Source organism: Kitasatospora sp. NPDC087315 (assembly GCF_044744345.1).
In the GTDB taxonomy this organism is placed as follows: Bacteria; Actinomycetota; Actinomycetes; order Streptomycetales; family Streptomycetaceae; genus Kitasatospora.
Genome location: NZ_JBIUYD010000014.1, coordinates 110396 through 129085, shown reverse-complemented (window position 1 = coordinate 129085; position 18690 = coordinate 110396). Strand labels below are relative to the sequence as shown.

The window sequence follows — 18690 nt, the reverse complement described above, 5'->3', positions numbered from 1 at the left end:
TCCGGTCAGTGGACCGCCCGTTACAGCGCCGCCTTCAGCGCGATGTCGGTGCGGTGCTGGCCGCCCTTGAGGTCGATCCGGCCGACGGCCTCGTACGCCCGGTCACGGGCCTCGGCGAGGTCGGCGCCGGTGGCGGTGACGGAGAGGACCCGGCCGCCGGCGCTGAGCACCCGGCCGTCCTCGTCCGCCCTGGTGCCGGCGTGCAGCACGTACGCGGTGCCGTCGACGGCCTCGGCCGCGGCCAGGCCCTCGATCACGTCGCCGGTGCGCGGCGCGGCCGGGTAGCCCTCGGAGGCGACGACCACGGTGACCGCGGCGCCGTCGTCCCAGCGCAGCGGCTCCAGCTGGTCCAGCGTGCCGGTGGCGGAGGCGTACAGGACGCCCGCCAGCGGGGTGCGCAGCCGGGCCAGCACGACCTGGGTCTCCGGGTCGCCGAAGCGGGCGTTGAACTCGATCACCCGGGTGCCGCGCGAGGTCAGCGCCAGGCCCGCGTAGAGCAGGCCGGAGAACTCGGTGCCCCGGCGGCGCAGCTCGTCCACGGTCGGCTGCAGGACGGTCTCCAGGACCTCCTCGACCAGGCCCTCGGGCGCCCACGGCAGCGGCGAGTAGGCCCCCATGCCGCCGGTGTTCGGGCCCTCGTCGCCGTCCAGCGCGCGCTTGAAGTCCTGCGCGGGCTGGAGCGGGACGACGGTGCTGCCGTCGGTGACGGCGAACAGCGAGACCTCGGGGCCGTCCAGGTACTCCTCGATGACCACGCGGTCACAGGAGGCGGCGTGGGCCAGCGCGGCCGCGCGGTCGGAGGTGACCACCACGCCCTTGCCGGCGGCCAGCCCGTCGTCCTTGACCACGTACGGCGCGCCGAAGGCGTCCAGCGCCTCGGCGGCCTCGGCGGGGGTGGTGCAGACGTACGAGCGGGCGGTGGGCACGCCGGCGGCGGCCATCACGTCCTTGGCGAAGGCCTTGGAGCCTTCCAGTTGGGCGGCCCGGCCGGAGGGGCCGAAGACCGGGATGCCGGCCGCGCGCACGGCGTCGGCGACGCCCGCGACCAGCGGGGCCTCCGGGCCGACGACGACGAGGCCGGCGCCGAGCCGCCGGGCGAGGTCGGTGACCTGCCCGCCGTCCAGCTGGTCGACCGGGTGGACCGTCGCCACCTGCGCGATCCCGGCGTTACCCGGGGCGCAGTGCAGCTCGGTGACGGCGGGATCTAGGGACAGAGAGCGGCACAGGGCGTGTTCGCGGGCGCCGCCGCCGATGACGAGGACCTTCACGCTTCGCAAGGGTAGTCGGTGGCCGGTTCAGGCCGCTCTCCGGTCCCGTCGGAAGCTACAGACCGGGCCCGCGCGCACGCCCCCGGCCTCGGAGGAACCTCCAGGAAACGGCCCGCGACATCCGCGCCGGGTGCCCGGGTCAGAACGGCGGGTCACCGGGGCCTCGCTCGGACGGGTGAAATCTCGCCGCCCCCCGCAACCCTCCCACCTTGGTATCCAGTGGCCGAAACCAGTAACGATCATTGGAGAAGCGCCCACATGGTCAGCCATTTGGCGGTAAGAAGTGCTGTTGGACAACCACCGGCAGCCGGTCGGTACGCGACCTCCCGGGCACCCAGACTCGCCCGTGGGCGTCGCGCGTCCAATGCGCCATCCGATGTTTCACCGCCCGCCAGGTCGATGACACGTCAGGTCGGCGCACTGTCAGACCCAGCAGTCCGCCCGCCACAGGGAGCCCCACAGGTGAGCCAGCCGGAAATGCAGCCCGAGGAGAGTGCCTGGGGCAAGGAGGTCGGTGAGGAGGACCAGCCCGTCGCGGCCGTCGCGCGCCGGGAGTCCACCCGTCGCCGGACCGATCTGAGCACCCGCCAGTTCCCGCTCGGGGACTGGGGCGAGCCCGCCGAGCGCCTGGAGGAGCTCTACCGCTGGTCCGAGGAGCGGGCGGTGGAGGCGATCGAGTGGTACCGCCGGGACCGGGTGTGGAAGCGCCGCTGGGCCCGGCTGCTGCGCTTCGGCACGGCCGGCTTCGCGGTCGGCGGCGTCACCGCCCCGCTGGTGGACCTCACCGGCTCGGTCGCCAACGCCACCAGCTGGGGCTACGTCGGCCTGGCGCTCTCCGCCGCCTGCTACGGCGCCGACCGGGTGTTCGGTCTGACCTCCGGCTGGATGCGGGACGTCAGCACCGGCCAGGCGCTGCAACGCCGTCTGGAGGCCTTCCAGTTCGACTGGGCGTCGGAGTGCGTGCGGGAGGTGCTCGGCCCGACCGAGGGCACCGCCGGCGAGGCCGCCGAGCGCTGCCTCGGGGTGCTGCGGCGGTTCTGCGAGGACGTCTCGGACATGGTCCGCAGCGAGACCTCGGAGTGGATGCTGGAGTTCCGGGCGAACATGACCCAGCTGCCCACCCAGAGCCCCGGCAGCTGGGGCGGGCGCAGCGAGTCGGGGGGCGGCGCCCAGGTGCGGATCCTGCCGCCGCCGGGCACCCGGCCGACCATGCCGCGCCAGCGGCCGCCGGAGGGGCCGCTGCGCTGAGCCGCCGCGGGCCCGGCCGGGGTGCGTGCCGGGCCCGCGGCCGGGGTGGCGGCGGGCCGTGGCGCGCTCGTGGTCGTCGCCGGCCGCTGCCGCTGACTGTTGACCGTTGGCCGTTGGCCGTTGGCCGTTGGCTTCAGGCGAAGACGACCATCGAGCCCTGGGTGAGGCTGCGGGTCGCCGCCGCGTACAGGCCCGACCAGGCGTGCCGCTCACGGGCGAAGGGGTGCAGGTCGTCCAGCGGCGGGCCGAACGGCTGCTCCAGGCCGGTCGGGCCGAGCGGCCGGGTCGGGTCCGGCGGGTTGAGCGGGTCGATGTCCAGCGCCGGCGCGACGGCCTGCAGTTCGCGCAGCAGTCCGTGGCTGGAGCCGAGCGGTCCGCCCGCGGAGAGCAGCGCGTCGTCCACCAGCGGCGCCGCGAACTCGATCGGCACGTACGCGCCCGCGTGGTCGAAATGCCAGACCAGGTGCGACTGTTCGGCGCTGCTCTCGAACATCTCCAGCAGCTGCTCGTAGTCGCCGCCGAGCGCGTCCACCGGCGTGATGTCCAGGCCGGTGAGGCCCAACAGGTAGGCGCGGCGCAGGAAGTGCAGCGAGTCGTAGTCGAAGGCGGCTATCGGCTCGACCGCCCCGCTGATACCCGGGACGTACTGGTAGACCGGCACCTCGGGCAGGCCGTTCGCGGCCAACACGGCGTTGTAGAGGGCGAGATCGTCCCGGAAGGGATTGTCGGGGCTGTGGCTCAGTACGTCCACGAGCGGGACGAGCCAGAGGTCGCAGGCCATGGGCCGGCTCTTCCTCTCCGGGCGGCGGGGGTCGTTCGCGGACACGGACGACGAATGGACGGGTCGGTACCCGGACGGTCGGCGAAAGGACCGGCCGGTTCGACGACCGCCCACCCTACCGGCCCGGCGCGCGATGCGGGTCGGGCCTGCCCTCAGGCCTGCTCTCGGGCTTCCCCCCGGGCAGTTGACCGGAGGGCGGGTCGGGCAGCCGGCGGCCGAACCGCCCGTACGGCACCGAGCGCGGCTGCGGCACCAGGCCGAGGCCCAGCCCCAGTTCGCGGCCGGGCTCCCGGTCCTCGTCCTCGTCCTCGTCTTCATCCTGATCGGGACCCCGGTCCGGGGCCTGGCCCGGTCGCCCACCGTGCGAGGGCTCGGCCGGGCCGGACTCCATGCCACCGGGCAACCCGTCCCCGTGCACCACCCCGCTGTGCCCGGCCGACCCCCGTCCCTGCCCGGCCGCGGGCTCCTGGTCCGGCTCGCCCTGGCCGGACCAGGGCAGCAGCAGCCCCAGGACACCCACCGACTCCACCGGCTGCCCGGCCAGCTCGGCCAGCAGCCTGACGGTGAACAGGTTGTACTCGCAGACGATCCGCCGCGCGCCCGCCAGGTCCCGCGCCTCGATCACGTCGACCAGCTCGCCATGACGGTCCCAGCAGACCCCGGCCAACTCCGGCAGCGTCCGCAGATAGGGGGCGGCGAACATCCAGGACTGCACCCGCAGCCAGTCCAGGTAGTCGACGATCCGGCGGTTGCCGAGCAGTCCGGCGACCTCCTGCCAGAAGCGGCGGTCGCAGCCGACCATCACGTCCAGGTTCCCCGACCGGGCCGCCCGCAGCGCCGCGTCCGCCCGCCGCCGCAGCGACGGCAGCCGGATGACGTCCGGCAGCGCCGACCGGGCGGACAGCTGGCGGAAGTAGCTGTCGGTGAGCAGCACCCGGGACTCGAAGATCTCCAGGAAGTCGTCCCAGCCGAACTCGGGCACCGTGAATCCGCGGTGGTGCTCGACCCGGAGCAGCCCCTGCGCGCCCAGGTCCACCAGCGCCTCACGGGCCGGGGTCGCCGAGACCCCGTACAGCTCGGCGATCTCCTTGACGGTGAAGTTGCGCCCCGCCGCCAGCCGGCCGGCCATCATCTCCTCGCGCAGCGCGCCCGCGATCTGCTCGCGGAGGCTGTTGCGCTGGATCACGGGGCGGTTGTCGCCCTCGCCGATGCCGGTGCCGGACATGCGCGCGACCTCCTCGGGCGGGCTCGCCGGCCTGTGCCGCGGCAGGCCGACCGAAGAACGGCTGGGAACACGACGAATGCTCATCTTCTCAAACATGCCGCCGTCGTGTACAAGCACCCTTCCCCGGGGCGCGGCGTCACCGCTGCACAGGCGCCGGAATGCCCAGCAGCCGGTCCCGGTGTACCGGGAAGTCCGCGCGGGCCTTGGCCACCTCCGCCGGATCGAACTCCACCGTCAGCACCTCCTCGCCCAGTCCCGCCTCGGCCAGCACCCGGCCCCACGGATCCACCACGATGCTGTGGCCCGCCTGCTCGACCCCGCCGTGCGTCCCGGCCGTGTTGCAGGCCAGCACGTACGCCTGCTCCTCCACCGCGCGGGCCCGGTTCAGCAGCGTCCAGTGCTCCCGCCGGCGCTCCGGCCAGGCCGCCGGGACCACCAGCAGCTGCGCGCCCGCGTCCAGCAGGGCCCGGAACAGCTCGGGGAAGCGCAGGTCGTAGCAGGTCGCCAGGCCCAGCGTGCCGAAGTCGGTGACGGCGGTGACGATCTCCTGCCCGGCGCCCATCACCACCGCCTCGCCGCTGTCGAAGCCGAAGCGGTGGATCTTGCGGTAGGTGTGCACCAGCTCGCCGTCCGGGGCGAACAGCAGCGAGGTGTTGTAGATCGGCCCGTCCGGGTCCCGTTCGACGATCGACCCGGCGTGCAGCCAGACCCCGGCCGCCCTGGCGGCCGCCGCCATCGCGTCGGAGGTCGGCCCGTCCAGCGCCTCGGCACCGTCCGACCAGAGGTCGTAGGCGAAACCGCCCAGCGGCCACAGTTCCGGCAGGACCACCAGGTCCGCCCCCTGCTGCGCCCGGACCAGGGCCGCCGCCCGGGCCCGCCGCTCGGCGGGCGGTTCGGCGTCGGAGACCGAGAGTTGGATCAATGAAGCGCGCACAGTACCACCGTCCACCGCAAGAGTCCTACGATCGTCACCCGAAAGCGCTGCCCTGCTCTCACCAGGCAGCGTAACGTGCGGTTAGCGTGTGTGCCCGGAAGCCGGACCATCCCGGACGATCCCGTGCAGGGCACGTGTGGCAAGGCAGCTGACGGAGGGCCGGAGATTCCCGTGACGGACAACCAGACCGTGCAGGCTTACACCGAGGCGTGGACGCAGTCCATCGAGTCCATATCCGAACTGGTGGCCGCCCTGCCCACGGACTCCTGGAACCGGGCCACCGAGTGCCCCGGCTGGTCCGTCCGGGACGTCGTCTCGCATGTCATCGCCGTCGAGTCGGAACTGCTCGGCGACCCCCGCCCGATCCACTCGCTGCCGCGCGACCTGCGCCATGTCACCACCGAGTTCGCCCGCTACATCGAGCTGCCGGTCGACAAGCGCCGCTGCCACACCGTGCTGGAGATGACCGGCGAGCTGGAGTACACGATCATCCGCCGCTCGCGGGCGCTGCGGAACGCCAAGTACACCCCCTCCGAGCCGGTCCGCTGGCCCGCCGGGCCGCACACCCGCGACCTGCCGTACCACGAGCTGCTGCGCCGCCGGGCGTTCGACGTCTGGGTGCACGAGCAGGACCTCCGCCGCGCCCTCCACGAGCCCGGCAACCTGGACTCCCCGGCCGCCATGGTCGCCCGCGACGTCCTGCTGGAGTCACTGCCGAAGGCGGTCGCCCACGCGGCCGGCGCACCCGCGGGGACGGCCCTGGTCGTCGATGTCACCGGCCCGGTCGAGTTCCTGCGCACCGTCCGGGTCGACTCCACCGGCCGCGGCACCGTGGACGGGTCGATCAGCCTCGCCCCCGACGTCCAGCTCACCCTCGACTGGGAGACCTACGTCCGCCTCGCCTGCGGCCGGGGCCGCCCCGGCCACGTCACCGTCGAGGGCGACCGGGAGCTGGCCGCCCGGGTCCTGGCCAACTTCTCCGTCACCCCGTAGCGCCCCCGACTCACCCACCCGGCGTACGCGCGGCAGCACGCGCCGGGTGGCGGGCCTCGCGCTTCCGTCCGGATGCGTGGGACCAGTACCTCGTCCGTTCGTCCTCGTTGTTCCGGGCAGTCGTCACCCGGAAGAAGGAGGGGCGTTCAGATGGACGACGAACGGACGCGGATGGTGCTGGTGCGGTCGAGCTTCCCGGTCACGGGGCAGCCGATCCGGGTCGTGCTGATCGACGGGGAGCCGTGGTTCGTCACGGCGGACGTGTGCGCCGTCCTCGGCAGACTGAATCCCAGCCGGGTTCGCCAAGTGGTCGGCGACGACCACACGCGGGTCGTCAACTCGCGCTCGATTACCCTAACTTTCGGGAAGGGTAATGGCGTTTCCGCAGGTCAGAAACCCTACGAGCGCGGAAACCCGATGCTCAACGTGATCAGTGAGGCCGGTCTGTACACGCTGGTCATGCGGTCCAACAAGCCGAGTGCCCGCCCCTTCCAGGAGTGGGTCACCCGCGACCTGCTCCCCTCCGTCCGGCGCGGGGACACCGACGTGCCCACCCAGCGGCGACGGATGGCGGAGACGCTGGCGGAGGCGGTCGGCCGGCAGGTGCAGATCGTCGCGGAGATCGACCGCGACGGCGGGCTCGGCGTGCACATCCGCTCGGACGGGACGGTGCACTGCCGGCACGGCGAGATGGACTTCCACATGCCGAGCCGGGAGGAGGACAGCGGTCCGCCCTTCGGCGGCTACTTCTCCTGCCCCGGCGTGGAGCGGGTGGGCATCCGGGGCAGCCGCCCGATCCCGCTCTGCGCCAAGCTGAAGCTGGTCGACCTCGTCCGTCTGCTGGCGCCACCGCCGACCGCCGTCGGGGACGGGCAGCTGGTCGTGGAGCTGCACGATGCCCGGATCTACGGAACGGCGCGGCAGATCGCCGAGCTGATGCGCGAGTACGGCCGCTGACCCGGCCGGGACCGTGGACGTCGGGCATCCCCCGGAAACCACCGCCGGGCCGGGGCAGTCCGACGTCCACGCCGGCCGGGACGCTACGAGGCCCCCGCGGCGACCTTGCGGCGCAGCCGCAGGATCATCACGGTGCCGAGGGCCAGGGGGGCGTACTGCCAGCAGAAGGCCCAGCGGAAGGCGGCCGCGGAGTAGGTGTCGGTACCGGCCGGGGTCAGGGCGTCGAGGACGACGCCGATGCCGAACAGGGTGATCATCGTGCCGATGAAGCCGCCCATGTTGGCGATCCCGGAGGCGGTGCCGAGCCGTTCGACGGGGTTGTGCGAGCGGGCGTAGTCCAGGCCGACCAGGGAGGCCGGTCCGTTGCTGCCCATCACCAGGATGATCCCGACCACCAGCCAGAGCGGCGGGTGGCCGCCGGGCCAGGCCAGGGTGATCGCCCAGCCGACCGCGGTGACGGCGATGACGGTGAGCACGATCGGCATCCGGGCGCGGGCCGTGCGGGAGAGCACCCGGCCGAAGAGGAGGCCGAAGGCCATGTTGCTGAGCACCAGCAGGGTGAGCAGCCCGCCGGCCTCGGCCCGGGACAGGCCCTGGGCCTCCACCAGGTAGGGCAGGCCCCAGAGCAGGCCGAAGGCGTTGCCGGGGAACTGGGTGGTGAAGTGCACCCAGAGCCCGAGCCGGGTGCCGGGCTCCTGCCAGGACTGGCGGATCTGCCGGCCGACGGCCGGCCGGGGCGCGCCCTCCGCGCCGGGGTGCGGGGCGCCGGCCGGGGCCTCCTGGAGGAAGAGCGCGACCAGCGCGAAGACGGCGACACCGAGCAGCGCGATCGTGGTGAACGTCGGCGTCCAGCCCTCGCTGTGCAGGGCCTGGGCGAGGACCACGGTGGTGACCAGGTTGCCGCCCATCCCGGCGAGCCCGGTCAGCTGGGCGACGAACGGGTTCTTCGCGGCCGGGAACCAGCGGGCGGCGATCCGCAGCACGCTGATGAAGGTCATCGCGTCGCCGCATCCGAGCACCGCCCGGGAGGCCAGCGCCGGGCCGAAGGAGGAGCTGAACGCGAAGGCCAGCTGGCCGGCGCTGAGCAGCAGGACGCCGAGCAGCAGCACCCGGCGCGGGCCGAAGCGGTCGACCAGCAGGCCGACCGGTATCTGCATGGCCGCGTAGACCAGCACCTGGAGGATCGAGAAGGTGGAGAGCGCGGAGGCGCCGATGCTGAAGCGGTCGGCGGCGTCCAGGCCGGCCACGCCGAGACTGGTGCGGTGGATGACGGCGAGGATGTAGACGCTGACGCCGACGGACCAGGCCAGCCAGGCGGCGCGGCCGCCGGGTGGCGGCGGGACCGTGGTGCCCGGGGGTGCCGGTTCGGCGGTGGAGCGGGGAGCGGGGACGGTCAGGGGGCGGGTGGAAGAGGCGGGCTCCGCGGTCATAGTGCACCCAGATTAGTCATCCCATCATTGGACGCCTAGGACGGGGTGGCAGCGATCGGACACGAACCACCTCAGCCGGTGACCGTCCAGGACACCGACCTGGTCATGTACCGGTCGCGAAAGGCCTCGTCCCGGACCCAGTCGGTGGTGTCCCGGACAGTGGCGGTGACGGTGGCGCTGTGACCGGGCGCCAGGTTCAGCTGGGCGCTGTCGAGCCAGCTGCGGTCCGGCGCCGACGGCTCCACCGGGGTGCCGTCCACCTTCCACTCGACCCGCAGCTGCCGGGCTCCGGTGAGCGGCAGCGGGTGCACCTCCAGCCGGGGGCGGCCGGAGACCTCGCCGGGGGCCGGCACGGGGGTGTCGGTCGGCCGGACCCGGCGGTAGATCTCCTCGATGATCGCCTCCCGTGAGGGCAGGTTGTAGGCGCCGCCGAGGGTCCGCATCACCGAGTCCGGGGTGGGCCGGTAGACCCCGTTGGCGCTGCGGTACGCCCCGACCGTCCCGGCGCCGTCCGGGGACACCGCACCCAGCCAGCGCCACCACTTGGTCTGCTTGCGGCGCATCTCGTCGGCGTTCTCGGTGGAGAGGTTGGGGTAGTCGGTGTCGTCCGGCGCGCTGTCGTACTCGTCGCCGAGGTCGCCCACGGTGTGCCCGATCTCGTGCTGGATGATCCGGCCCGCGTCCGGGCTGCCGCCGGCCAGGGTGGTGACCCCGGTGCCGCCGGCGCCGCCGTACTCGGTGGAGTTGGCCAGGGCGATCAGGTACTGCGGCCCGGTGCCCCCGCCGGCGACCCGGGCGGTGGCGGACTCGTCGGCGCAGAGCAGCCGGGCGGTGCCCTCGCACCAGAAGTGCATGCCGAGCGGGGTGCCGGGGCCGCGGCTCCGGCCCTCGGTCTCGGCGATGCCGGAGACCGGGGAGACCACCTCGACCCGCCGTATGTTGAAGAAGCCCTGGTAGCTGCGGAACGGCTCGATCTCCATCAGCGAGTGCCAGGCCCGGTCCGCCTGCTGGCGGAACAGCTCCTGCTCGCCCATGGTGTAGCCGTCGCCGAGCAGCACCAGGGTGATCCGGTTGGCGGGGTCACCGGTGCGTCGTATGTCGACGGTCGGGGCGGTGACGGCACGGAGGTCGGCCTGTTGCACGGCGTGCGGCGGCACCGCCCGGTCCGCCGGGGAGCCGGCCCCGATCGCACCGAACGGCGACGGTCCGACCAACTCCAGGGCGGCGGGCAGAACCGCGGCGGACACCAGCACGAGCGCGGCCAGACTCCGTACGAGACGGCCAGGGTTGCCAGGCGGCATACGGGTGCGTCCTCGGGGATCCGGTCACCCGGCGTCGCCCGGGTGGTGGACGCGAAGACGTACCCGGAGGGCGTGTCGCCCTCACCGTCCTACGCAAATGTCACCGACCTGGCCGAACGACCCGAACCACCCCTGTCATACCAATCAGTTCGATCGGGTGGCCGATTCGGGTGGTCCGTGGGCCTCAGGCCCGCTTCGGCGGCCGTGCGTTCAGCACCAGATGGGCGCCGAGGCCGAGCAGCAGTCCCCAGAAGGCCGAACCGATGCCGGCCGGGCTCATCCCGGAGGCGGTGGCCAGGAAGGTCACCACGGCGGCGTCCCGGCCCTGCTCGTCGGCGACGGCCGCGGCCAGGCTGCCCTGCAGCGAGGCCAGCAGGGCGACCCCGGCGATCACCGCGATCAGCTCCTTCGGCAGGCCGGTGAACAGGCTCACCAGCACCCCGCCGAAGCTGCCCATCAGCAGGTAGCACACGCCCGCCGACATGCCCGCGACATAGCGCCGGCGCGGGTCGGGGTGGCTCTCCGGTCCGGCGCAGATGGCCGCGGTGATCGCGGCCAGGTTCACGCCCGGCGAGCCGAACGGCGCCAGCAGGACGGAGAGCCCGCCGGTGGTGCCGATCAGCAGCCGGTCGTCCGGCCGGTAGCCGAAGGCCCGCATCACCCCGAGGCCGGGGGCGTTCTGCGAGGCCAGTGCGACGATGGTGAGTGGCAGCGCCAGTCCCACCATGGCCGGCCAGGAGAAGGCGGGCACGGTGAACACCGGCCGGGTCGGACCGCCCGCGCCGAGGTGCACCTGCAGCCCGACGGTGCAGGCCGCCAGGACGCCGCCGGCCAGGAGCGCGGCCGGGACGGCGTACCGCGGGGCCAGCCGCCTGGCCAGCAGGAAAGCCGCGAAGCTGCCGAGCACCAGGGCCGGTGCCCCGTGCACGGCACCGAAGATGCCGGCATCGAAGGAGAACAGGATGCCCGCCAGCATCGCGTTCACGATCCCGGCCGGGACGGCGGCGATCAGCCGGCCGAACAGTCCGGTGACTCCGAACAGCGCCACCACCACCCCGCTCACCAGGAAGGCACCGACCGCCTCCCGGTACGGGTACGCGCCCAGGCTGGTCACCAGCAGCGCGGCGCCCGGAGTGGACCAGGCGGTGATCACCGGTGTCCTGGTCCACCAGCTGAGCAGCAGGCAGGTCAGCCCGCTGCCGACGGCCACCGCCCAGATCCAGGACGCGGTGTGCGCCTGGTCCAGCCGCCCGGCGGCGGCCGCCGCGAGCACCACCACCAGCGGCCCGGAGAACGACACCACGATGCACACCAGCCCGGCCACCAGCGCCGGTACCGAGACGTCCTGCCGCAGCGAGCGCCGCCCGGCGCGGTCCGTCCGCCCGGCGTCGGGACGGGTTATCAGCTCCTCTGCCATCCCGGCAGTATCCCGGAGCCGGGCGGCCCGGCCGGGCCGCCCGAGGATTCCCGAAAAAACTTCCGGACCCGCCTGCAACCCCCGGCGGGGATGGACGTCTTTACGGATGAAGGCACGGAGAGCGAGACCGGCAGGGCCGGGGGGCGCTACCGCCGTACAGGGGCGGAGCCGGTCGTCTTCACCACACACACCGTCAGTACGTCGACCCTGGGGAGTCACGTCATGCGCAAGTCCGTTATCTCCGCTTTTGCGAAGAACACCCCCTCGCGCTCCGGCCGTCGCCGCGCCGCCACCCTGGCCGCCACCGTCCTGCTCGCAGGCTCCGTCCAGCTGCTCACCACCGACACCGCCTGGGCCTGCGGCGCCCCGCTCGGCGCACCGGCCGGTGCCTCGGCGCCGAAGGCGGCGGGCCCCTCGGCGAAGGCCGCCGACACCCACCGGGGCACCATCGACGCGGGCTTCTTCATGACCCCCGGTCTGACCGTCCTGGCGGGCGGCCCGAAGGTCGAGATCCCGGTCGAGGTGGGCAACTTCACCGGTGCGCCGTACCGGAAGGCGGTTCCCTCGCTCTCGTTCTTCAACGAGAACGGCGGCGCGCCCCTGCGCGCCGAGGACCTGACCGTGGAGGTCAGGAGCACCGGCGCATGGCAGAAGGTGCCGCTCGTCCGCGGCTGCGACCCGGTGCTCTACGCGACGGCGCCCAAGGGCGAGCCCGTGGCGGACGGCCGGGCCGTGCACTTCACGTTCCGGGTCGGACTGGCCGCGAAGGCCCCGGCGGATCTGGACGGCATCCGGGTCGGCCTCACCGCCGACGCGGAGGACGGCAAGCACTCGCCGTGGGTCTTCAAGAACATGTCCGTGACCCACCGGACCACGCCCGCCTCGCCCAAGCCGGCCCCGACCACCAAGCCGTCCGCCAAGCCGAGCAGCAAGCCGAGCAGCACCGCCAAGCCCGTACCGGCCAAGCCGGCCGCCGCACAGACCCCGGCGGCACCGGCGGCACCCGCCAAGGCTCCTGCCGCCACCCCCTCGGCCCCCGCCACCACCGCCCCCGCGGGCACCCCCGAGCTGGCCCAGACCGGCGCGGACACCCCCAACGGGTTCCTCGCCGCCTCCGCCGCCGCCTTCGTCGCCCTCGGCGCGGGCGTCCTGATCGCCGTGCGCCGGCTGCGTCCCCAGCGCTAGCCGGACCACGGACGGCAAGGGGCCCCGCTCCCGCACGCCGGTGCGGAGGCGGGGCCCCTTCGCTTCTTCTAGCCCCAGGTGATCAGGCGCTTGGGGCGCTCCAGCAGTGCGGCCACGTCGGCCAGCACCCTGGAGCCGAGCTCCCCGTCCACCAGGCGGTGGTCGAAGGAGAGGGCCAGGGTGGTGACCTGACGCGGGACCACCTTGCCCTTGTGCACCCACGGCAGTTCCCGGACCGCCCCGAAGGCGAGGATGGCCGCCTCCCCCGGGTTGAGGATCGGGGTACCGGTGTCGACGCCGAAGACGCCGACGTTGGTGATGGTGACCGTGCCGCCCTGCATGTCGGCCGGCGAGGTCTTGCCCTGGCGGGCGGTGTCGATCAGCTCGCCGAGCGCCGCCGCCAGGCCCGAGAGGGTCTTGGCACCGGCGTCCTTGATGTTGGGGACGATCAGGCCGCGCGGGGTGGCCGCGGCGATGCCGAGGTTCACCTGGCCCTTGATCACGATCTCCTGGGCGGCCTCGTCCCACTGGGCGTTGATCTCGGGGTGCCGCTTGATCGCGGTCAGCAGCGCCTTGGCGACCAGCAGCAGCGGGCTGACCCGGATGTCCCGGCCCAGTTCGCCGCTCTCCTTGAGCCGCCGGACGAACCTCATCGTGCGGGTGACATCGACCTGGACGAACTCGGTGACGTGCGGGGCGGTGAAGGCCGAGCTCACCATCGCCTGCGCGGTCGCCTTGCGGACGCCCTTGATCGGCACCCGGACGTCGCCCGAGCCGGACACGGACACCGGCTCGGCGGCGGCCACCGGGGCCGGCGCCTCGGCCGCTGCCGCCACCGCGGCGGCGGCCGACGCGTGGGCGTGCACGTCCTCGCGGGTGATCACACCGTCCGGACCGGTCGGGGTGACCGCGCGCAGGTCGATGCCGAGGTCCTTGGCGAGCTTGCGCACCGGCGGCTTGGCCAGCGGCCGGTCACCGGAGGGCTGCTCCGGCACCACCGGAACGGGCACGGGCACGGACACGGGCACGACGACCGCGGGAACCGGAACAGGAGCCGGGGCGATCACGGTGGTGGTGGTCGTCCGGCGGGCCCGGCGCTGACTGCCACCGGTCCGCGGGCCGTACCCGACCAGCACCTCACGCCGCTCCGGCTCCGCCTCGGCCGGTGCCGGTGCCAGTGCCGGCGCGGGGGCCGCGGGTGCGGCGGCGACGGCCGGTGCGGCGGCCCCGGCCTCACCGGCGACCGCGACCGAGATGATCACGGTGCCGACATCGACCGTCGCGCCCTCCGGGAAGAACAGCTGCTCGACGACCCCGTTGAAGGGGATCGGCAGCTCCACGGCGGCCTTGGCGGTCTCCACCTCGCAGACGACCTGGCCGTCCGTCACGGTGTCGCCGGGCTTGACGTACCAGCTGAGGATCTCGGCCTCGGTGAGGCCCTCGCCGACGTCGGGCATTCTGAACTCGCGGAGCGAGCGAACTTCGGTGGTCATCTTCGCTCCCCGGTTCAGTACGCGAGCGCGCGGTCGACGGCGTCGAGCACGCGGTCCAGGTCGGGCAGGAAGGCTTCCTCGACCCGGGACGGCGGATACGGCGCGTAGTAGCCGCCGACCCGCAGGATCGGCGCCTCCAGGTGGTAGAAGCAGCGCTCGGTGAGCCGGGCGGCCAGCTCGGCGCCCATGCCCAGGAAGACCGGCGCCTCGTGCACCACGATGCCGCGCCCGGTGCGCCTGACCGACTCCTCCAGGGCGGCGAAGTCCACCGGGGAGAGCGAGCGCAGGTCGACGACCTCCAGTCGGCGGCCGTCCTCCTCGGCGGCCGCGGCGGCCTCCAGGCAGACCTTGACCATCGGCCCGTACGCGATCAGCGTGGCATCGGTACCGGGACGGACGATCCGGGCGTCGTGCAGCGCCAGGTCGGCGGCGGCGCCGACCTCGCCCTTGTCCCAGTACCGGCGCTTGGGCTCCAGGAAGACCACCGGGTCGTCCGAGGCGATGGCCTGGCGCAGCATCCAGTGCGCGTCGTGCGCGCTGGACGGGGTGACCACGCGCAGGCCGGCGGTGTGCGCGAAGTACGCCTCGTGCGACTCGCTGTGGTGCTCGACCGCGCCGATGCCGCCCGCGTACGGGATGCGGATGGTGACCGGGAGCTTCACGTGCCCGAGCGCCCGGGCGTGCATCTTGGCCAGCTGGGAGACGATCTGGTCGAAGGCCGGGTAGACGAAGCCGTCGAACTGGATCTCCACCACCGGGCGGTAGCCGCGCAGCGCCAGGCCGATCGCGGTGCCGACGATACCGGACTCGGCGAGCGGGGTGTCGATCACCCGGCTCTCCCCGAAGTCCTTCTGCAGACCGTCGGTGATCCGGAAGACGCCGCCGAGCTTGCCGATGTCCTCGCCCATCAGGAGGGTCTTCGGGTCGTCCTCCAGCGACTTGCGCAGCGCCCCGTTGAGCGCCTTGGCGATGCTGAGCTGACCGGCCATCAGAGGTTCTCCCCCGCCTCGAAGGAGGCCGCGTACGCCACGTACTCGGCCCGTTCCTCATCGACCAGCGCATGCGGCTCGGCGTAGACGTGGTCGAAGATCAGGGTCGGGTCCGGGTCCGGCATACCGCGCACACCCTCGCGCACCCGCAGCCCCAGCTGCTCGCTCTCCGCCTCGACGGAGGCGAAGAACTCCTCGTCGGCCAGGCCCGCGCGGTCCAGGTGGGCCCGGAGCCGGGTGATCGGGTCCTTGGCCTTCCAGGCCTCGGTCTCCTCGGTGGGCCGGTAGCGGGTGGGGTCGTCGGAGGTGGTGTGCGCGCCCATCCGGTAGGTGAACGCCTCGATCAGCACCGGGCCGTTGCCGCTGCGCGCGTGGTCCAGCGCCCAGCGGGTCACGGCGAGGCAGGCCAGCACGTCGTTGCCGTCCACCCGGACGCCCGGGAAGCCGAAGCCGGAGGCGCGGCGGTACAGCGGGATCTTGGTCTGGGTGGTGGTGGGCTCGGAGATCGCCCACTGGTTGTTCTGGCAGAAGAACACCACCGGGGCGTTGTAGACCGAGGCGAAGGTGAAGGCCTCGTTGACGTCGCCCTGGCTGGAGGCGCCGTCGCCGAAGTACGCGATCACCGCGTCGTCGGTGCCGTCCTTGGTGATGCCCATCGCGTAGCCGGTGGCGTGCAGGGCCTGCGCGCCGATCACGATGGTGTACAGGTGGAAGTTCTTCTCGTTCGGGTCCCAGCCGCCGTGGTTCACGCCGCGGAACATGCCGAGCAGGTTCAGCGGGTCGACGTCGCGGCACCAGGCCACGCCGTGCTCGCGGTAGGTGGGGAAGGCGTAGTCGCCGGTGCGCATGGCCCGGCCGGAGCCGACCTGCGCGGCCTCCTGGCCGAGCAGCGAGGCCCACAGGCCGAGCTCGCCCTGGCGCTGCAGCGCGGTGGCCTCGGCGTCGAACCGGCGCACCAGCACCAGGTCGCGGTAGAGGGCGCGCAGCTCCTCCGGGGTGGTGGTGAGCGGGTAGTCCGGGTGCTCGATCCGCTCGCCCTCCGGGGTGAGCAGCTGTACGAGCTCCGGCTGGCCGTCCGTGCCCGTGGCGCGGAGGGTGTCAGGAACGCCGGGGGCCGCCTTCTTGCGAGCCCTCGCCGTGCTTTTGACGGTCACGTTCACTCCTCGGTCTGTCCGGCCGCCCGGGGTCGCCGGTGACCGGTCCGGTCACCGCCTCGCGGGGCGCGCGTGGGTGTGCGCACCGGCTGCAAGGCAGGTGGTGTTCCTGTTCCGACGGCGTCCCTCACGAGAACGTTACCCAGCGACAGCCCTTGGCGCGCTTGCGCTAGGACGTCCTAGTTGTTGGGCTTCCACAGCTGTCAAGGGTGCCGCGCACAGCTCGCCGTCGGATTGGTGGGGGTGGACGGACGGATGTGGCGCAGCTCTCAATTCGGTCGCCTTCAGGACACCAGCGCACGTTATCCGGGCGGAGCCCTGTACGTAAGGGGGTTACCGGCATCGATTTCGACCGCTCTGGCCTGATAACGATCCCGCGCCGGTTTGGACGGCAGGTCTTTCACAGGGTGATATGGGAGGCTTTGCACGTGACTGACAACGGACAAATCAGGGTATTCCTGCTCGACGACCACGAGGTGGTCCGGCGGGGCGTCCACGATCTCCTCTCGGTCGAGGACGACATCGAGGTGGTCGGTGAGGCCGGCACGGCGGCCGAGGCGCTGACCCGGATCCCGGCGGTCCACCCCGATGTCGCGGTGCTCGACGTCCGGCTGCCGGACGGCAACGGGGTCGAGGTCTGCCGCGAGATCCGCTCCCGGCTGCCGGAGATCAAGTGCCTGATGCTGACGTCGTTCTCGGACGACGAGGCGCTGTTCGACTCGATCATGGCGGGCGCCTCCGGGTACGTCCTGAAGGCGATCCGGGGCACCGACCTGATCGCCGCCGTCCGGGACGTGGCGGCCGGGAAGTCGCTGCTCGACCCGGTCGCCACCAGCCGGGTCCTGGCCCGCCTGCGCGACGGCGGCGAGAAGGAGGACGAGCGGCTGGCGCAGCTCACCAAGCAGGAGCGCCGGATCCTCGATCTGATCGGCGAGGGGATGACCAATCGCCAGATCGGCAACGAGCTGCATCTGGCCGAGAAGACGGTGAAGAACTACGTCTCCAGCCTGCTCGCCAAGATGGGCATGGAGCGGCGCACCCAGGCCGCCGCCTTCGTGGCCCGGCACCAGGCGGACCAGCAGCACTGATCCGATTCGGATACATAGCACTGATGGTTTGTCAAGGGCCCCCGCAAGGGGGCCCTAACCTCTGGCTGTGACTTTCAGCCAGACCCTCGCCTGCGCCCCGGCCCGCCCCGACCTCGCCGCACCGCCCATAGGGACCCTCAGCCCGCCCGTCCCCCACGCCGCCCTGGCCGAGGTCCTGCACCGCTACCGGGTGGGGCGGCTCCTGACCGCCGAGCCCGTCGCCGAGGGCCTGCTGAACCGGGGCTACCGGGTCACCACCGAGGCCGGGACGTACTTCCTGAAGTGCTACGTCGACGCCGCCACCGCCAACCGCCCGGCGATCACCGCGCACCACCGCGCGATGGCCGCGCTGCACGCCCTCGGGCTGCCGGTCGCTCCCCCGCTGGCCTGTGCCGAGCGGTCCGGGACGGTGGCCGCCTTCGGCGGCCGGCTGTTCGCGCTCTTCCCCTGGATCGATGGCCGACACCGGCACGGTACCGACCACACTCTCCCGCAGTGCGCCGCACTCGGCGCGCTCCTCGGCCGAGTGCACGGCGCACTGGACGATGTGTGCGCCCCCCTGAGCCAGCCCTCCGGCTACCGCAGCGCCGACCCGCTGGACAGCGCCCGGCTCGCCGCTGACCTGCGGCAGCGGGCCCGTGAGCACCACCCGTACGGCGAGCTGGACGCGCTGGTCGAACGGCGCCTCACCGAACGGCTGAACCTGCTCGCCGAGTACGCCCACCGCCGGCCCGCCCCCCAGGCCGCCCCGCCCACCGGCTGGACCCACGGCGACTTCCACGGGCTCAATCTGCTGCACAAGGACGGCCGGATCTCGGCGGTCCTGGACTGGGACAAGCTCGGCCCCCAGCCGCGCGCCGAGGAGGCCGTCCGCGCGGCCACCCTGCTCTTCAACGACCGGACCTCCGGGGTGCTCGACCTCGTCCGGGTCCGGCACTACTCACAGGCCTACCGGGCCACCGGGGCGGCCACCGCCGAGCACCTGGCGGCGGCGGTGCACCGGGTCTGGTGGGAGCGGCTGAACGACTTCTGGATGCTCCAGTGGCGCTACCAGCGGGCCGACCACCGGGCCGACCCGCTCTACCCCGCCTCGGCGGGCCAGCTGGCGTGGTGGTGCCAGGAGTACGAGCAGGTCCTGGACGCCTTCGCCAACTGACCCGGACGGCCGGGGCCCGGACAGCCAGGAAGCCCCGGGGGCGGGTCCGGAAGGTCCGGGCCCGCCCCCGG

16 protein-coding genes are annotated in these 18690 nt (G+C 73.1%); 6 read left to right on the top strand and 10 right to left on the bottom strand.

Annotation, left to right across the window (positions count from 1 at the left end; genetic code table 11):
* Positions 1-20 precede the first annotated feature (20 nt).
* Positions 21-1268: a phosphoribosylamine--glycine ligase gene (gene purD / locus ACIO5D_RS21335; protein ID WP_400796983.1), complete on the bottom strand. Its 1248-nt coding sequence runs from the start codon at positions 1266-1268 to the stop codon at positions 21-23.
* A gap of 462 nt (positions 1269-1730) precedes the next feature.
* Here purD and ACIO5D_RS21330 point away from each other — a divergent pair, with 462 nt between their 5' ends.
* Positions 1731-2516 (top strand): SLATT domain-containing protein, encoded by a 786-nt coding sequence (locus tag ACIO5D_RS21330; protein WP_363614109.1) that lies wholly within the window; start codon positions 1731-1733, stop codon positions 2514-2516.
* A gap of 133 nt (positions 2517-2649) precedes the next feature.
* On the opposite strand, the gene ACIO5D_RS21325 is transcribed toward ACIO5D_RS21330, so the two are convergent.
* The 3 genes from ACIO5D_RS21325 to ACIO5D_RS21315 form a co-directional block, all read right to left on the bottom strand.
* Complete coding sequence (locus ACIO5D_RS21325) at positions 2650-3297, bottom strand: hypothetical protein (protein WP_363614107.1); 648 nt, start codon at positions 3295-3297, stop codon at positions 2650-2652.
* Between the two features lie 115 nt (positions 3298-3412).
* Positions 3413-4522, bottom strand: coding sequence for a GntR family transcriptional regulator (locus ACIO5D_RS21320; RefSeq protein ID WP_400761685.1), 1110 nt, complete (start codon positions 4520-4522; stop codon positions 3413-3415).
* 136 nt (positions 4523-4658) lie between these two features.
* Positions 4659-5456: a carbon-nitrogen family hydrolase gene (locus ACIO5D_RS21315; RefSeq protein WP_363614103.1), complete on the bottom strand. Its 798-nt coding sequence runs from the start codon at positions 5454-5456 to the stop codon at positions 4659-4661.
* Between the two features lie 171 nt (positions 5457-5627).
* Between ACIO5D_RS21315 and ACIO5D_RS21310 the strand changes: the two genes are divergently transcribed.
* On the top strand, positions 5628-6449 hold the full coding sequence (locus tag ACIO5D_RS21310; protein WP_400761688.1) for a maleylpyruvate isomerase family mycothiol-dependent enzyme: 822 nt from the start codon (positions 5628-5630) through the stop codon (positions 6447-6449).
* A gap of 150 nt (positions 6450-6599) precedes the next feature.
* The gene (locus ACIO5D_RS21305) at positions 6600-7406 is read left to right on the top strand and encodes a Bro-N domain-containing protein (protein ID WP_400796980.1); all 807 of its coding nucleotides are present in this window, start codon (positions 6600-6602) and stop codon (positions 7404-7406) included.
* Between the two features lie 83 nt (positions 7407-7489).
* On the opposite strand, the gene ACIO5D_RS21300 is transcribed toward ACIO5D_RS21305, so the two are convergent.
* The 3 genes from ACIO5D_RS21300 to ACIO5D_RS21290 form a co-directional block, all read right to left on the bottom strand.
* Positions 7490-8836 (bottom strand): MFS transporter, encoded by a 1347-nt coding sequence (locus tag ACIO5D_RS21300; protein WP_363614100.1) that lies wholly within the window; start codon positions 8834-8836, stop codon positions 7490-7492.
* Positions 8837-8907: 71 nt separating this feature from the next.
* A complete protein-coding gene (locus ACIO5D_RS21295; protein ID WP_400761694.1) occupies positions 8908-10137 on the bottom strand; it encodes a M64 family metallopeptidase in 1230 nt (409 codons plus the stop codon).
* Positions 10138-10321: 184 nt separating this feature from the next.
* Entirely contained in the window at positions 10322-11554 is a 1233-nt protein-coding gene (locus ACIO5D_RS21290; RefSeq protein WP_400796976.1) for a benzoate/H(+) symporter BenE family transporter, read from the bottom strand.
* Positions 11555-11776: 222 nt separating this feature from the next.
* On the opposite strand from ACIO5D_RS21290, the gene ACIO5D_RS21285 reads away from it, so the two are divergent.
* Positions 11777-12739, top strand: coding sequence for a hypothetical protein (locus ACIO5D_RS21285; RefSeq protein ID WP_363614094.1), 963 nt, complete (start codon positions 11777-11779; stop codon positions 12737-12739).
* 68 nt (positions 12740-12807) lie between these two features.
* Here ACIO5D_RS21285 and ACIO5D_RS21280 read toward each other — a convergent pair whose 3' ends face one another.
* From ACIO5D_RS21280 to pdhA, 3 genes are read right to left on the bottom strand one after another with little or no spacing between them, the layout of a single operon-like run.
* A complete protein-coding gene (locus ACIO5D_RS21280; RefSeq protein ID WP_400796973.1) occupies positions 12808-14232 on the bottom strand; it encodes a dihydrolipoamide acetyltransferase family protein in 1425 nt (474 codons plus the stop codon).
* Between the two features lie 14 nt (positions 14233-14246).
* Positions 14247-15221, bottom strand: a complete 975-nt coding sequence (locus ACIO5D_RS21275) for an alpha-ketoacid dehydrogenase subunit beta (RefSeq protein ID WP_400660056.1) — start codon at positions 15219-15221, stop codon at positions 14247-14249.
* Positions 15221-16375 (bottom strand): pyruvate dehydrogenase (acetyl-transferring) E1 component subunit alpha, encoded by a 1155-nt coding sequence (pdhA, locus tag ACIO5D_RS21270; RefSeq protein ID WP_400660053.1) that lies wholly within the window; start codon positions 16373-16375, stop codon positions 15221-15223. Before pdhA ends, ACIO5D_RS21275 begins: the two co-directional genes overlap by 1 nt.
* Positions 16376-16803: 428 nt before the next feature.
* On the opposite strand from pdhA, the gene ACIO5D_RS21265 reads away from it, so the two are divergent.
* The gene (locus tag ACIO5D_RS21265; protein ID WP_363613757.1) at positions 16804-17463 is read left to right on the top strand and encodes a response regulator transcription factor; all 660 of its coding nucleotides are present in this window, start codon (positions 16804-16806) and stop codon (positions 17461-17463) included.
* Positions 17464-17530: 67 nt separating this feature from the next.
* Positions 17531-18619 (top strand): phosphotransferase, encoded by a 1089-nt coding sequence (locus tag ACIO5D_RS21260; RefSeq protein WP_363613759.1) that lies wholly within the window; start codon positions 17531-17533, stop codon positions 18617-18619.
* The last annotated feature ends 71 nt before the right edge of the window (positions 18620-18690 follow it).

Excerpts from the sequence above, each read along its gene's own strand:
- ACIO5D_RS21325 (WP_363614107.1), bottom strand. The coding sequence starts at position 3,297 with ATGGCCTGCGACCTCTGGCTCGTCCCGCTCGTGGACGTACTGAGCCAC.
- ACIO5D_RS21320 (WP_400761685.1), bottom strand. The coding sequence starts at position 4,522 with ATGTCCGGCACCGGCATCGGCGAGGGCGACAACCGCCCCGTGATCCAG.
- ACIO5D_RS21305 (WP_400796980.1), top strand. The coding sequence starts at position 6,600 with ATGGACGACGAACGGACGCGGATGGTGCTGGTGCGGTCGAGCTTCCCG.
- ACIO5D_RS21300 (WP_363614100.1), bottom strand. The coding sequence starts at position 8,836 with ATGACCGCGGAGCCCGCCTCTTCCACCCGCCCCCTGACCGTCCCCGCT.
- ACIO5D_RS21295 (WP_400761694.1), bottom strand. The coding sequence starts at position 10,137 with ATGCCGCCTGGCAACCCTGGCCGTCTCGTACGGAGTCTGGCCGCGCTC.
- ACIO5D_RS21290 (WP_400796976.1), bottom strand. The coding sequence starts at position 11,554 with ATGGCAGAGGAGCTGATAACCCGTCCCGACGCCGGGCGGACGGACCGC.
- ACIO5D_RS21285 (WP_363614094.1), top strand. The coding sequence starts at position 11,777 with ATGCGCAAGTCCGTTATCTCCGCTTTTGCGAAGAACACCCCCTCGCGC.
- ACIO5D_RS21280 (WP_400796973.1), bottom strand. The coding sequence starts at position 14,232 with ATGACCACCGAAGTTCGCTCGCTCCGCGAGTTCAGAATGCCCGACGTC.
- ACIO5D_RS21275 (WP_400660056.1), bottom strand. The coding sequence starts at position 15,221 with ATGGCCGGTCAGCTCAGCATCGCCAAGGCGCTCAACGGGGCGCTGCGC.